The sequence below is a fragment of the Desulfitibacter alkalitolerans DSM 16504 genome (genome assembly GCF_000620305.1).
Lineage (GTDB): Bacteria > Bacillota > DSM-16504 > Desulfitibacterales > Desulfitibacteraceae > Desulfitibacter > Desulfitibacter alkalitolerans.
The window spans coordinates 118,656-132,394 of record NZ_KK211105.1; the positions used below are offsets into that span (position 1 = coordinate 118,656).

Sequence of the window (13,739 nt, forward strand, 5' to 3'; positions counted from 1 at the left end):
TAGCTAAAGGTTATGCCTAATAAAATGATAAGAGAATTTGAAGATACAAAAAAGTATATTAGAAATTCAATAAACAGTGAACCTGAGCTTGGTATTATCCTGGGCTCAGGTCTTGGAGTCCTGGCTGAAGAAATACAAAACCCAACTTTACTTCCATATAATGACATCCCCCACTTTCCTGTAACCACTGTGGAAGGTCATAAGGGTCAGTTGGTAATAGGAGAGCTTGAAGGTAAAAATGTTGTAGTGATGCAGGGAAGGTTCCACTATTATGAAGGCTACACCATGGAAGAGGTGGTTTATCCAGTGAGGGTTATGGGACAGCTTGGTATTGAAAACCTTATTATTACCAATGCTGCCGGAGGAGTGAATTTAGATTTTCAGCCAGGAGATTTAATGCTTATTACGGACCATATAAATCTATTAGGAACCAATCCCTTAATTGGGCCAAATATCCAACAGTTAGGGGATAGGTTTCCAGACATGTCAGAAGCATATAATGCGGGCTTGAGAGAACTGGCAGCATTAACAGCAAAGGACTTGACAATCCATGTGCAAAAAGGGGTCTATGCAGCAGTTTCAGGGCCAAGCTATGAAACACCTGCTGAAATTCGCTACCTGAGGACAATTGGAGCTGATGCAGTAGGCATGTCAACTGTGCCTGAGGTAATAGCAGCTAATCATATGGGTATTAAAGTACTTGGTATTTCATGCATAACCAATATGGCTGCTGGTGTTTTACCAGAAAAACTTAGTCATGATGAGGTCGTGGAAACGGCTGACAGGGTCAAGGACACCTTTATAAAACTAGTTAAGGGAGTCGTGGGGAGGTTATAGCTGTGAGGGCCCATGAATTAATTTTAAAAAAAAGAAACGGACATGAGTTGACCAGAGAGGAAATTAATTATCTAATAGATGGCTTTGTAAAGGGCAGTATACCAGATTATCAAATAGCTGCATGGTCAATGGCAGTTTATTTTCAAGGACTATCTGAAGAAGAAACAATCCATCTAACAGAGTCCATGGTTAATTCTGGGGATACAATAGATCTTTCCCCAATACCCGGCTGCAAGGTTGATAAGCACAGTACTGGGGGAGTAGCAGACACAACTACACTCATTCTTGTACCCCTGGTGGCTGCTGCAGGTGTACCTGTTGTAAAAATGTCAGGCAGGGGACTGGGCCATACAGGGGGGACAATTGATAAGCTTGAAGCAATTCCAGGTTTTAATGTGGAGCTGGAAATTGATTCCGTAGTAAGATTAGTTAAGAAAACAGGAGCTGTAATAGCAGGCCAAACAGGCAATCTGGTTCCTGCAGATAAAAAGCTCTACTCTTTAAGAGATGTTACTGCTACTGTTGACATAGTATCCTTGATAGCAAGCAGCGTAATGTCCAAGAAGATTGCCGCTGGTGCAGATAAAATTCTTCTTGATGTAAAGGTAGGCAAGGGTGCCTTTATGAAATCCCAGGAACAGGCCCTAGAACTGGCAAAAACCATGGTGAAGATTGGTGCTGGCATGAATAGAGAGACTACTGCCTTAATCACCAATATGGATCAACCCCTTGGCATGGCCATTGGTAATGCCCTGGAGGTTAAGGAAGCAATCCTGACACTTAGAGGAGATTTAAAGGGAGATTTATATGACCTGTCCATAGAGTTAGCCTCTGAAATGCTTTTAATGGCAAAAGCCGTTGGAGATAAAGCACAGGCTAAGGCCTTATTAATAGAGCTTATAGAAAAGGGCAGGGCAATTGAAAAGCTTGTCGAGATTATAGAAAATCAAGGAGGAAATCCAGGTGTGGTAGAAGATCTATCTATACTGCCTCATGCATCAACCATTACACCAGTATTGGCCTCCATGGATGGATACATTTGGGAGTTAGATGCCGAGAAGTTAGGAAGGGCTGCCATGGTTTTAGGTGCAGGTAGAGAATACAAGGAACAGAGCATCCTCCTGGAAGTAGGTGTGACCTTAAAAAAGAGGATAGGAGATGCTGTAACAAAAGGCGAATGTATTGCAGATGTTCACTCAATGAATTCCCACAACTTTGATGCCGCCTTGAGAATAATAACTGATGCAGTGAGAATAAAGGCAAAAAAACCCAGGGAGTACCCCCTGGTGTTTGGTAAAATAGCAAATTAATTTATTGTCATAAAAACCTATTAACTAAAATAAATTGAAATTAAGGACACAGCCGGACAAAGAGTTAATAGGGGGAGATATCATGCATTGGAAAAAAGGGCTCACAATTTTTTTGTTTGCCTTATTGCTTGTATTATTTTTTTGTATGCCAGCAGGAGCAGAGGTGGATATTAAAGCTGAAACAGCCATTTTAATAGATGCAGCTACTGGTGATGTGCTTTTTGAATTAGACAGCGAGAAGAAATGGTATCCAGCTAGCATGACAAAGCTTATGACCCTTGTAGTGGTACTGGATTTAGTGGAAAAAGGCCAGCTATCCCTGGATGAAAAAGTAATAACAAGTGAAAATGCAGCAAGCTATGGAGGAGCCCAATTGTACCTGGAGGTTGGAGAGGAGTTTACCTTAGATGATATGCTTAAAGCAATCATCCTGGGTTCTGCCAATGACGCTAGTGTAGCTGTGGCAGAGCATGTTGCCGGCAGCGAAGAGGCTTTTGTTGATATTATGAATAAAATGGCCAAGGAGATTGGATGTAAAAACACCCATTTTGTAAACACTCATGGCTTGCACCATGAAGACCACTACACCACAGCAAAGGATATGGCTTTAATTGGGCAGTACAGCCTAAGATATCCAAAAACCTTAGAGTATACATCAATGCAGTATTATGAGTTTCGTGAGGATCCTCCAACTGCTAGATATAGCCTTAACAAGCTGCTCTGGTGGTATCCAGGAGCCGACGGTTTTAAGACAGGTACTACTTCAGTGGCAAAAAGAAATTTGGTGGCTACAGCTTCTAGAGACGGGTTAAGATTAATATCTGTAGTCATGGGTGTTGACGAGGTAAATGGCCATTTTAGAGAAAGTATGAAATTACTAAATTATGGGTTTTCAAAATATACCTTTAAACAATTCTATGCTCAAAATACTGTTTTTGGTCAAGCAAAAGTAGGTAAGGGTGCTGAAGATTTTGTTGATCTTATAACAACTGATAACGTTGGAGTTACGATTCTTAAGGGTCAAGATGAGGGGTATTCTACCAAAATAATTATGCGTCCCTATCTGCCTGCACCCGTAGCAAAAGGGACAATAGCTGGTGAGCTGGTTATTATGAAGGATGGCAAGGAATTAAAAAAATATGATCTAGTAACAGCTAAAGAGGTACAAAAAGGTTCCTTTATGAAAATGCTAACAAAAGTATTAAGGGGTGTATTCAGCCTAGTAATTTAATACTGGAATTAATAAATATAAACCAGAAGGGGGAGAATCCTCCTTCTTTTTTTACTGTAGTGGTCATTTCGACATTATTTCTGTAAATATTATGCAGGAAGGATGTAAAAGATGGTAGAATAACTTTGTAGATTGCAACATAAGGGGGAAATATTTTGCTTACTAAAACAGAGCTTTTGGAGGAAAGAATACTTGTTAACGTAGCAGGAGAATTGGATTTAAAGGTTGCCGACAAGCTTCGTACAAAATTGGATGAACTAATTAGTGAAAACCCAGGAAAGGAGTTAGTCCTGGATTTTTCCAATGTTAATTTTATAGATAGCTCAGGCTTAGGTGTTTTACTTGGCAGATATAAAAAAATGCTTACATCTGGTACTAAAATCTACATAAAAAATGTACAACCCCAGGTAAAGCGTGTCCTAGAATTATCTGGTATTACTAGATTGATCAATGTTACAGACCAGTATAGGGACGTAGGAGGAATTAATAATGACTAAAAAAAGTGATAAGGTTTTAAATTTATTGAAAATGGAATTTTTAAGCCTTCAGGAGAACGTAGGCCTGGCCAGAGTAGCTGTAGCATCCTTTGCAGCTCAAGATGACCTAACCCTTAACGAATTAGAGGAAATAAAAGTAGCTGTTTCTGAAGCCGTATCAAACTCTATAATTCATGGATATGATAATTCAGAAAAGGGTATAATAAAGGTTACTATTATTCGTTATGAAGATAGAATGGAGATAGAGGTTACGGATGAGGGCAAGGGCATAGAAGATGTAGATCAAGCTGTACAGCCTGCCTTTTCTACTGATCCAGAAAGAATGGGACTAGGTTTTGTTTTTATGGGTTCTTTCATGGACACTTTAATTGTAAATTCTAAGCCTGGTTCAGGGACTCAGGTAATTATGGGAAAGCGGATAGTTAATAATCTAAAAAATTAGGTGATATGATTATGGGATCTAGATTATCTGAAATGAATCTACCTAGATTTCCCTTATTATCCGATAAGGAGATGCAGGAGCTCCTGACCAAAACAAAAGACGGAGATGGGGAGGCTCGGGAACGCCTTATCAATTGTAATCTAAAACTTGTATTTAATCTTGTACAGAGGTTTGAGAATAGAGGACATGATCTCGAGGATTTGTTTCAAATAGGAACTATAGGTTTAATGAAGGCAATTGATAAATTTGATTTAAACTATAATGTCAAGTTTTCTACATATGCTGTTCCTATGATCCTTGGAGAAATACGCAGATTTCTAAGGGATGACAGTTCTGTTAAAATAAGCCGCTCTCTTAAAGAAACAGCTTTTAAAGCATATAAAATGAAAGAAGATATGACCAAAGAGCTAGGTCGTGAACCAACATTGGTTGAATTAAGTGAAAGGCTTCATATCCCCAAGGAGGATATCATTGCTTCTCTTGATGCTGTTCAATGCCCATCCTCTATCCATGATACTCTTTATCAGGACGAAGGTGATCCAATATTAGTTGTAGACCAGTTAAGTGATAATAAGGTAACTGAGGATGCCTGGTTTGATAGAATTCTTGTTAGGGAGGTCCTTAAACATCTGCCTCAAAAGCACAGGCAGATTATCCTGCTGAGGTTTTTCCATGATAAAACCCAAATGGAGGTAGCGGAAATAGTTGGCCTGTCACAGGTGCAGGTATCTAGAATTGAAAGACAGGCATTAAAAAATATTAAAAATATTTTAAAAGAGCCATCCTAATATTTATAATTTGGGATGGTCTTTTTTAGCATAGATATTTTTTTGCTGGCAATAATAATAGAGAAAACTTTTAAAGGAGGTATTTTATATAATGCATGTAAAGGTAGTGGAGCTCGTCGGTGAATCCCATACAAGTTGGAAGGATGCAGTTCAGCAAGCAGTTAATGAGGCATCCAGGGAAATTCCAAATATTACAGGTGTAGAAATATACAATCTTACTGCTGATGTGGTAAATGGCCAGCTGACTGATTATAAAGCAAATGTGAAAATTGCTTATTCAACTCAGAGGGGTCATATGAATCAGCAGTATCATCAGCAGTATCAAGGTGACATGCTTTAATAGTATTATCAATAGACTGTTGAATTGCTCAGCAGTCTTTAAATTTTTTATGAACATGTCTGAATATTTTATCGAAGTAAAGAAAAAATAGCTAATATAAAAACAACTAGGATGATTACATGGGAAAAAACAAAAGAAAAGTAATCTTAATAACCGATGGAGATAAGGCTGCAAGAAAAGCTGTTGAAAAGGTTGCCAGGCAGGTTGGAGGAAGATGTATTTCTCTTTCGGCTGGCAACCCCACACCAGTGTCCGGTGAGGACATAGTTAAGCTGGTTAAAAGAACCCCCTATGATCCTATTTTAATAATGCTTGATGATAAGGGGGCAATTGGCCAGGGCAAAGGTGAACAGGCCATGGACTACATAATCAATCATCCAGATATTGAGGTGTTAGGAGTGGTAGCAGTAGCTTCAAATACCGAGTATGCTAAAGAAATTGATGTGGATATTTCCATTGATAGGTATGGCCATATTATTAGTGGGAGTGTAGATAAGGAGGGGCTTCCCTCAACAGGGGGTCTAGCAGGTGATACTGTAGAAGTACTAGAGGGTGAGGGTGTTCCCTTGATTGTTGGAACAGGGGATACTGGCAAAATGGAAGGCTTTGATAGTCTTAAAATGGGAAGCCCAATTACCTTAAAAGCAGTTGAAGAAATTCTTGCTAGGAGTGGATTTCATGTCAGAGAAAGCTGATAATGTTAGCGTTAACAAAGAATTTTCCAAAAACGTTGATTACCTGATGAAAAGTCTCGCCGTGGATGAAAACTTTGATGTTATCTACAGAGAAATGGAGTTTTTCAAAAGAAAATTTGGCATGTTCTTTATTGATGGTTTTGTCAAGGATGACATAGTTACAAAAATAACTAGATCCCTGGAAACTGTCAGTCGCGAGGAAATGTGTCCCTTTTCCCTGGAGAAATTAATTAAAAGGCACATTCATTATGTAGAAGCAGAAACTGAAGAGAAAATGGATAAGGTTATGTATTCTGTTCTGTCTGGAGCAATGGCTGTTGTAGTTGAAGGTGCTGACAAAATCCTTATATTAGATGTTAGAGAATATCCAATAAGGGGCTCAGAAGAACCTGATCTTGAAAGGGTTATTAGAGGCTCCAGAGACGGCTTTGTGGAAACTATTGTATTTAACATAGCATTAATCAGAAGAAGAATTAGAGATCCAAAGCTAAGGGTTAATATTATGCAGGCAGGCAGAAGGTCCCAAACTGACATATGCATAATGTATATTGAAGATATTGCCAACCCTGATACAGTTAATTCTATAAAAGAAAAAATAGAATTAATAGATATTGATGGATTACCCATGGGTGAGAAATCTGTGGAGGAGCTTATCACACCTGGAAGCTATTGGAATCCATTTCCCAAGGTCCGTTATACTGAGAGACCAGATGTTGCGGCAGTACACTTATTAGAAGGACATATACTTGTTATTGTTGACACATCACCTAGTGTAATGATCCTGCCAGTTACATTTTTTCATCACCTCCAGCATGCAGAAGAATACCGGCAGGGACCATTATTAGGTGCCTTTTTGAAACTCGGAAGATATACTGGAGTGTTCCTTTCCATATTTCTCCTGCCCTTATGGTTGCTATTTTCACTCAATCCAGCTTTACTGCCGGAAGGGCTTAAATTTATAGGGCCTGAGGAAACAGGTAATGTGCCCTTGTTTGCACAGGCTTTATTTGCAGAATTAGGCATTAATCTTATGCGAATTGCTGCTATTCACACACCTTCTGCGCTGGCAACAGCCCTTGGTTTGATTGCTGCTGTTCTTATTGGGGACATTGCCATAACCATTGGTTTGTTTTCACCGGAGATTATACTATATGCTGCTATAGCTGCAGTAGGTATATTTTCAACACCAAGCTTCGAGTTAGGGCTGGCCAATACAATAGTGAGAATCTTTATACTTATTGCAACAGGGCTGTTCCTATTGCCTGGATTTTTGGGAGCAGCACTAATGGCCTTTGTTTTTATCGCACTAACCAAGAGTTTTGGCGTACCTTACATGTGGCCTTTAATACCCCTAAACCTAAAGGCCTTATATGCAGTGATCTTCAGAAGTCCTGTACCTTTACATAATACAAGACTCAGCATAATTAAGCCGCAGGATAGAGACAGGCAGGAGCCGTCTCCTGCCTTGAAGCCAAAATCCAAAGAGGAAAAAGATGAATAATAAATGCTTTTCAGGAATTAACTGGAAACCCAAGTATATTTGGGTTTCTTTATGTTTATACTAAAAAAAGCATTTGTATAACCAAAAGGAGGAGCTATGACAATTAGGATAGGCCTACCACAATCACTGTTTTATTATTACTATTATCCATTATGGTCGACATATTTTAAGGAGATAGGCTGCCAGGTGGTGGTTTCAAATAGCACCAACAAGAATATTGCCACCAAGGGCGTACAATTAACTGTAGATGAAGTGTGCTTCCCAGTAAAAATATATTTTGGACATGTAGAAAATCTTTTATCAAGGGTTGATTATATTTTCTGTCCAAGGATAGTGAGTATTGAACCAAGGGAATACATCTGTCCTAAATTTATGGGGTTGCCAGACATGGTAAGGGCAGTCTTTAACCATAAAGTTAAATGGTTGACTCCCACCATTGCCTTGAAAAAAAACTGTCAGCAGGAGCACAAAACAGCTTTTATAGTCATGGCCAGGGAATTAAAGATTGATTCCAAACTTGCTCATCATGCATGGGATAAAGCAGTCAATGCACAGTTAAATTATGAAAAATTCTTATTAAAGGAGCTAACCCCAAATGATGCTCTGGAAGTTTTTTCAGGTAGCAAGACAGAAAAAAAATTATCAAGTAGGGATGCTCCAAATATAGCAGTTCTCGGTCATGGATATAACCTCTATGATGAGCATCTTAATATGAACCTCATTAAAAAGCTAAGGGACAATGGTTTTAATGTACTTACACCTGAGATGGTAGATAAGGAAATAATTAATCAGCAGAGCAGTAAGCTGCGTAAAAGGATATTCTGGACCCTAGGAAAGAAAATAATAGGCTCCCTTTATGATTTCTCCGAAAATAACAGGATACAAGGCATTATCTATGTGGCATCCTTTGGTTGTGGCCCAGATTCTCTTATAGGTCATCTGGCTGAGGGTTATATCAGAAAAAATAATATCCCCTTTATGCTCCTGACCTTAGATGAACATACAGGGGAGGCCGGAGTGAATACACGATTGGAGGCTTTTTTAGATATGCTAAGGAGGAGACATGCAGTATGAAGGTAACCTTTCCCCATATGGGGCATTTTCATGTTACAGGTAAAACCATATTTGAAGGATTTGGTTTAGATGTGGTTGTGCCACCGCCATGCTCAAAAAAGACACTGAACATTGGTACCAAGTACTCTCCTGAATCAGCCTGTCTTCCATTGAAAATAAATCTTGGCAACTACATTGAGGCAGCCGAATTAGGGGCAGACACAATCATCATGGGTGGGGGAGTTGGTCCCTGCAGGTTTGGATATTATGCTGAAATTCAAAGAGAGATTTTGGAGGATTTAGGCTACAATCTGGAAATGGTAGTGCTGGAACCACCGGATGTTCATCTAAGTGAGGTCTGGGATAAGGTGAAATATCTGAAGCGTTCCACATGGAGCCAATCCCTAAAAAGCATCCATCTAGCATGGCATAAAACCTATGCCATTGACCAACTGGAAATGGAACTCCATAGGCTTCGTCCACGTGAAATTAATTCCGGGGATGCTGATAATATTTTCAAGCATTTTTTAATTGAAATTGAATTGTGCAGTACTAAAGCTCAGGTTAAAAAAACTGCCGGTTATTATAAAGGGGAGCTTTCTGGTATACCTCTATGCAAGGGTAAACCTGTTGTCAAAATAGCCATAGTAGGAGAGATATATACAGTTCTTGAACCCTTTGTAAATTTTGATATGGAAAAGATACTAGGAAGATTGGGCGTTGAGGTCTACAGGCCCTTGTTTCTAAGCCAGTGGATTAATGACCACCTTCTTGGAGGATTGCTGCCCATTAAAGGCGCAAAGAAAGCAAAGAAACTAGCCTCACCCTATTTAAACTATTTTGTAGGTGGACATGGAAGAGAAACAGTTGGTCATGCAGTAGAATTAAAGGACAAGGTAGATGGTGTCATTCAAATTGCACCTTTAACATGTATGCCTGAAATTGTTGCTCAAACACTATTATTTAAAGTTAGTGAAGATTCTGGGCTGCCTATTATGACCATTTATGTTGATGAACAGACAGGCAAAGCAGGATTAACAACTAGCTTAGAGGCTTTTACTGACATGATATATAGAAATAAGCTTTTAGGAAAAAAGGAGGAAGCTGTTACATGCATGGGTATTTAGGTATAGATGTAGGCTCTGTGAGTACAAATATTGTGGTTATTGACGATCATAATGAGGTTAAACATAAACTATATATAAGAACCCAGGGCCAGCCCATTAAGGCTGTCCAGAAGGGACTACAAAAGGTAAAGGAAGAAATTGGCGAGGACTTGACCATCATGGGTGTGGGCACAACAGGAAGTGCTAGAAACCTGACTGCTCTTATGGTTGGAGCTGATGTGGTGAAAAATGAGATTACTGCACATGCCGTTGCAGCATCCACTCTAGTACCAGATGCCAAAACGGTAATTGAAATTGGTGGGCAGGATTCAAAGATTATCATTATACGCAATGGGGTTGTTGCAGATTTTGCAATGAACACTGTTTGTGCGGCAGGAACAGGTTCCTTCTTAGACCAGCAGGCCTCTCGACTTGAACTGCCCATAGAGGAATTTGGAAGGATGGCTCTACACAGCAATAATCCTGTTAGGATAGCTGGTCGTTGTTCTGTATTTGCTGAATCTGATATGATACACAAGCAGCAAATGGGTCATTCTCTTGAGGACATAGTGGCAGGTCTTTGTGAGGCACTAGTTCGCAACTATTTGAACAATGTGGGTAAGGGCAAAAATATTCAGTCAAAAATAGTATTTCAGGGTGGAGTAGCCGCCAATCATGGCATGATTGAAGCTTTTAAAAGGGAGCTAAAATGTGAGGTTGTTGTACCTGAATACCATGATGTCATGGGTGCTATAGGTAGTGCTTTATTAGCTAAAGAAACAACAAAAGGGCAGAGCACCAAATTCAAGGGTTTCAAATCAGCAATGGCCCAATACCAGGCCAGCAGCTTTGAATGTAACAGCTGTGCTAATAGCTGTGAGGTTATACAAATACTTGAAGGTGAAGAGGTCTTGGCAAGATGGGGTGATAGGTGCGGCAAGTGGGAAAATGGCAGCATGAAAAGGGAACAAATCAGCTAGTGGATTAGAAACTCGTTGGATGGTAAGTTGTAAAATTAAATGCCGTAGGGCATCAAAAATATAGACTCATGGTAAATCCAATGTATAATGTTAAGTGATCAAACAAAACATTGCAAAGGAGATACCATGAGCCAATATAATAATACCTTAGAAGCTAGAAAAAATAAACACCTTAGCCTAAGAGAAAGATACAGAATCGAAGATTTGCTAAGAGAAGGAATAGGGCCTCTTGAAATAGCTAATAGGCTAGGTAGAAACAAGCGAACCATTGAAAGAGAAATCTCAAAAGGAACAATAAAGCTTCAAAACAGCGATTTAACCTATCGGAAAGAATATTGTGCTGATGTGGGGCAACGGATTTATGATAAAAATGGGCAAAACAAAGGGCCTGGGCTCAAAATAGGCAATGACCACAAGCTAGTAGAGCACATTGAAAGGAAAATAATTAAAGACAAGTACTCACCGGATGCAGTTATTGGTGAAATCAAGGCAAAGGAACTGAAGTTTAAAACAAGCATATGCACAAAGACTTTATACAACTACATAGACCAGGGGATTTTCTTAAACATCACAAACAAAGATTTGCCTGTTAAGAAGGATAAGAAAAAAAGGTCCTACAGCAAGGTTAGAACCCACAGGAAGCTCAAAGGAACCAGCATAGAAGATAGACCCCCCGAGATAGAGACCAGAGAAGAATACGGTCACTGGGAGATGGACTGTGTGGTAGGAAAACGTGACGGTGGTGGACCTGTCCTGCTCGTATTAAGCGAGAGGCAGCGGCGGGAAGAAATCATTTTCAAAATACCCCAAAAGACTCAGGAATTCGTCAAAGAGAAGCTCGATTACCTCGAACTCCTGCATGGAGATGGGTTTAAAAAGAAATTTAAATCCATCACAGTGGACAACGGAAGCGAGTTTTTGGATTATGAGTCTTTAGAAAAATCACTCCTAAACCAGGAGAACAAACGGGTAACCGTATACTATGCTCATCCATACAGTTCTTGGGAGAGAGGAACCAATGAGAATATAAACAAACTGATACGTCGGTTTATCCCCAAAGGATCAAATATAGATGATTATACTGAGGAAGATATAAAAAGAATAGAGCACTGGATAAACAGCTATCCCCGGAGGATATTCGGTTATCGATCAGCAAACGATATGGCCGCTTAATGGATTAGCCTCCGAGTTTAAAGCAAGAGGCTGTGGATATGCCTCAGTTGTGGATTCTGATGGATAACTCTGAAGAGTTATCCACAGACTCCACAACTGCTTGGACAACGCAAAAGCAGCGTTGCCCACATACCCACAACCTCGACTACTAATTTTAATTATTATATTTAATTATATTTTAAATAAATAGGACAAAAAAGATACCCAAACATTATACTAATTACCATAAAATTCTAGGCATTTAATATTGCAATTTATAGAAACTCGTTGGATAAGAATTATTATTGACACCCATGGCATGGTGTGATACTATTGTTCGCAAAGCAATTGCCCACTTTCTGGCATTTAAAAACAGGATTTTTTAAACAGTTGTGGGAGTTAGTATTCACAACTGTTTTTTAATTACAATAGATATGTATGAGGAGTGAGTTAAGTGAAGCTTCATGGTACTTCTACCGTTAATGCTCAAGGGATTTTGGAAATAGGTGGCTGCAGTGCAGTGGAACTAATAGAAAAGCATGGTTCCCCACTTTGGGTTATGGATGAAGAACTCATAAGAAATACCTGCCAAAGATTGTCTAAAGCCTTCTTAGAAAAGGGGAACTCTCAGATTTTATATGCAAGCAAGGCTTTTTTAACAACTGCCATGTGTAAAATAGTCAATGAGGAAGGTCTAGGCCTTGATGTGGTATCAGGGGGAGAGCTCTATACTGCACTTAAAGCTGGGTTTCCTATGGAGAAAGTATTTTTCCATGGCAATAATAAAAGCCTTGAAGAAATAGAGCTAGCCTTAAAGCATGAAGTTGGACGCATAGTTGTAGATAACTTTTATGAGCTTCATGTTTTAAATGGCATTGCAAGTGAATTAAACATTAAGCAGGCCATCCTTTTAAGGATCACACCAGGTATTGAAGCCCATACCCATGAATATATTAAAACTGGTCAAATAGATTCAAAGTTTGGTTTTACACTAGCTAATGGACAGGCCATGGAGGGAGTAAAGACTGCTCTGAAGCTGCCTTTTCTGGAATTAAAAGGTATTCACTGCCACATAGGCTCACAAATTTTTGAAATGGGTTCCTATGGACATGCAGCCCATGTGATGATTGAGTTCATGAAGAACATAGAAAAAGAGACTGGATATGTTGTTGAAGAACTAAACCTGGGTGGTGGGTTGGGAATCTACTATTCTGAAGGTGATGAGCCTGCCAGCATTGACAGCTACTCTGTAATTGTTATGACAACTGTAAAGGATAAATGTAAGGAGTTTTCACTCCCTGTCCCCAGGATACTTATTGAACCAGGCAGATCCATTGCTGGCCCCGCAGGAACCACCCTATATAGGGTAGGATCTATAAAGAATATACCCGGTGTACGTAAGTATGTGGCAGTTGATGGAGGTATGAATGAAAATCTACGTCCAGCCCTTTATGAAGCAAAATATGATGTATATGCTGCTAACAAAATGAATGCTCCTAAGACTGATAAGGTTACCATTACAGGAAAGTGCTGTGAATCAGGGGATATACTTGCATGGAATGTAAATCTGCCGGAGCTAGAGCCTGGAGATATACTGGCCATGCCAACAACAGGTGCCTATGGATACTCAATGTCAGGCAATTATAATAGGATACCAAGACAAGCAGTGGTACTTGTTTATAAAGGCACATCAGAAGAGATAGTAAAAAGAGAAACCTATGAGGATCTTATTAGAAATGACATAATACCTGAAAGGTTAAAATAAGTGTTTTCAATTAAGGAGTACTAATGGTACTCCTTATTTTTC

At 39.3% G+C, this 13,739-nt stretch carries 14 protein-coding genes; all 14 read left to right on the forward strand.

Going from position 1 to position 13,739, the window contains the following annotated elements; all coding sequences use genetic code 11:
- Positions 1 to 12: 12 nt before the first annotated feature.
- Positions 13 to 837 carry a purine-nucleoside phosphorylase gene (locus tag K364_RS0120200; RefSeq protein ID WP_277995625.1) on the forward strand — a complete coding sequence of 275 codons (825 nt, stop codon included), beginning with the start codon at positions 13 to 15 and terminating at the stop codon, positions 835 to 837.
- A 2-nt stretch (positions 838 to 839) separates the two neighbouring features.
- Entirely contained in the window at positions 840 to 2,147 is a 1,308-nt protein-coding gene (locus K364_RS0120205; protein ID WP_028309510.1) for a pyrimidine-nucleoside phosphorylase, read from the forward strand.
- Between the two features lie 82 nt (positions 2,148 to 2,229).
- On the forward strand, positions 2,230 to 3,378 hold the full coding sequence (locus K364_RS0120210; RefSeq protein ID WP_028309511.1) for a D-alanyl-D-alanine carboxypeptidase family protein: 1,149 nt from the start codon (positions 2,230 to 2,232) through the stop codon (positions 3,376 to 3,378).
- A gap of 155 nt (positions 3,379 to 3,533) precedes the next feature.
- Positions 3,534 to 3,875: an STAS domain-containing protein gene (locus K364_RS25025; RefSeq protein WP_035270450.1), complete on the forward strand. Its 342-nt coding sequence runs from the start codon at positions 3,534 to 3,536 to the stop codon at positions 3,873 to 3,875.
- Positions 3,868 to 4,317: an anti-sigma F factor gene (spoIIAB, locus tag K364_RS0120220; RefSeq protein ID WP_035270452.1), complete on the forward strand. Its 450-nt coding sequence runs from the start codon at positions 3,868 to 3,870 to the stop codon at positions 4,315 to 4,317. The genes K364_RS25025 and spoIIAB overlap by 8 nt, the downstream gene beginning before the upstream one ends.
- 11 nt (positions 4,318 to 4,328) lie before the next feature.
- Complete coding sequence (gene sigF, locus K364_RS0120225) at positions 4,329 to 5,105, forward strand: RNA polymerase sporulation sigma factor SigF (RefSeq protein WP_028309513.1); 777 nt, start codon at positions 4,329 to 4,331, stop codon at positions 5,103 to 5,105.
- A gap of 91 nt (positions 5,106 to 5,196) precedes the next feature.
- Positions 5,197 to 5,445 (forward strand): dodecin family protein, encoded by a 249-nt coding sequence (locus K364_RS25030; protein WP_051534275.1) that lies wholly within the window; start codon positions 5,197 to 5,199, stop codon positions 5,443 to 5,445.
- Positions 5,446 to 5,564: 119 nt separating this feature from the next.
- The gene (gene spoVAEA / locus K364_RS0120235) at positions 5,565 to 6,140 is read left to right on the forward strand and encodes a stage V sporulation protein SpoVABEA (protein ID WP_028309514.1); all 576 of its coding nucleotides are present in this window, start codon (positions 5,565 to 5,567) and stop codon (positions 6,138 to 6,140) included.
- On the forward strand, positions 6,124 to 7,641 hold the full coding sequence (locus K364_RS0120240) for a spore germination protein (protein WP_028309515.1): 1,518 nt from the start codon (positions 6,124 to 6,126) through the stop codon (positions 7,639 to 7,641). Before spoVAEA ends, K364_RS0120240 begins: the two co-directional genes overlap by 17 nt.
- 96 nt (positions 7,642 to 7,737) lie before the next feature.
- A complete protein-coding gene (locus tag K364_RS0120245; protein ID WP_028309516.1) occupies positions 7,738 to 8,715 on the forward strand; it encodes an acyl-CoA dehydratase activase-related protein in 978 nt (325 codons plus the stop codon).
- On the forward strand, positions 8,712 to 9,821 hold the full coding sequence (locus K364_RS0120250) for a CoA protein activase (protein ID WP_028309517.1): 1,110 nt from the start codon (positions 8,712 to 8,714) through the stop codon (positions 9,819 to 9,821). The genes K364_RS0120245 and K364_RS0120250 overlap by 4 nt, the downstream gene beginning before the upstream one ends.
- Positions 9,806 to 10,780, forward strand: coding sequence for an acyl-CoA dehydratase activase (locus tag K364_RS0120255; RefSeq protein ID WP_028309518.1), 975 nt, complete (start codon positions 9,806 to 9,808; stop codon positions 10,778 to 10,780). The genes K364_RS0120250 and K364_RS0120255 overlap by 16 nt, the downstream gene beginning before the upstream one ends.
- 126 nt (positions 10,781 to 10,906) lie before the next feature.
- On the forward strand, positions 10,907 to 11,953 hold the full coding sequence (locus K364_RS0120260) for an IS30 family transposase (RefSeq protein WP_028307680.1): 1,047 nt from the start codon (positions 10,907 to 10,909) through the stop codon (positions 11,951 to 11,953).
- Positions 11,954 to 12,386: 433 nt separating this feature from the next.
- The gene (gene lysA / locus K364_RS0120265) at positions 12,387 to 13,697 is read left to right on the forward strand and encodes a diaminopimelate decarboxylase (RefSeq protein WP_028309519.1); all 1,311 of its coding nucleotides are present in this window, start codon (positions 12,387 to 12,389) and stop codon (positions 13,695 to 13,697) included.
- Positions 13,698 to 13,739 lie beyond the last annotated feature (42 nt).

Coding starts and splice junctions, on each gene's coding strand:
- K364_RS0120260 (WP_028307680.1), top strand. CDS start 10,907: ATGAGCCAATATAATAATACCTTAGAAGCTAGAAAAAATAAACACCTT.
- K364_RS0120250 (WP_028309517.1), top strand. CDS start 8,712: ATGAAGGTAACCTTTCCCCATATGGGGCATTTTCATGTTACAGGTAAA.
- spoVAEA (WP_028309514.1), top strand. CDS start 5,565: ATGGGAAAAAACAAAAGAAAAGTAATCTTAATAACCGATGGAGATAAG.
- sigF (WP_028309513.1), top strand. CDS start 4,329: ATGGGATCTAGATTATCTGAAATGAATCTACCTAGATTTCCCTTATTA.
- K364_RS25030 (WP_051534275.1), top strand. CDS start 5,197: ATGCATGTAAAGGTAGTGGAGCTCGTCGGTGAATCCCATACAAGTTGG.
- K364_RS0120240 (WP_028309515.1), top strand. CDS start 6,124: ATGTCAGAGAAAGCTGATAATGTTAGCGTTAACAAAGAATTTTCCAAA.
- K364_RS0120255 (WP_028309518.1), top strand. CDS start 9,806: ATGCATGGGTATTTAGGTATAGATGTAGGCTCTGTGAGTACAAATATT.
- K364_RS0120245 (WP_028309516.1), top strand. CDS start 7,738: ATGACAATTAGGATAGGCCTACCACAATCACTGTTTTATTATTACTAT.
- K364_RS0120210 (WP_028309511.1), top strand. CDS start 2,230: ATGCATTGGAAAAAAGGGCTCACAATTTTTTTGTTTGCCTTATTGCTT.
- K364_RS0120200 (WP_277995625.1), top strand. CDS start 13: ATGCCTAATAAAATGATAAGAGAATTTGAAGATACAAAAAAGTATATT.
- spoIIAB (WP_035270452.1), top strand. CDS start 3,868: ATGACTAAAAAAAGTGATAAGGTTTTAAATTTATTGAAAATGGAATTT.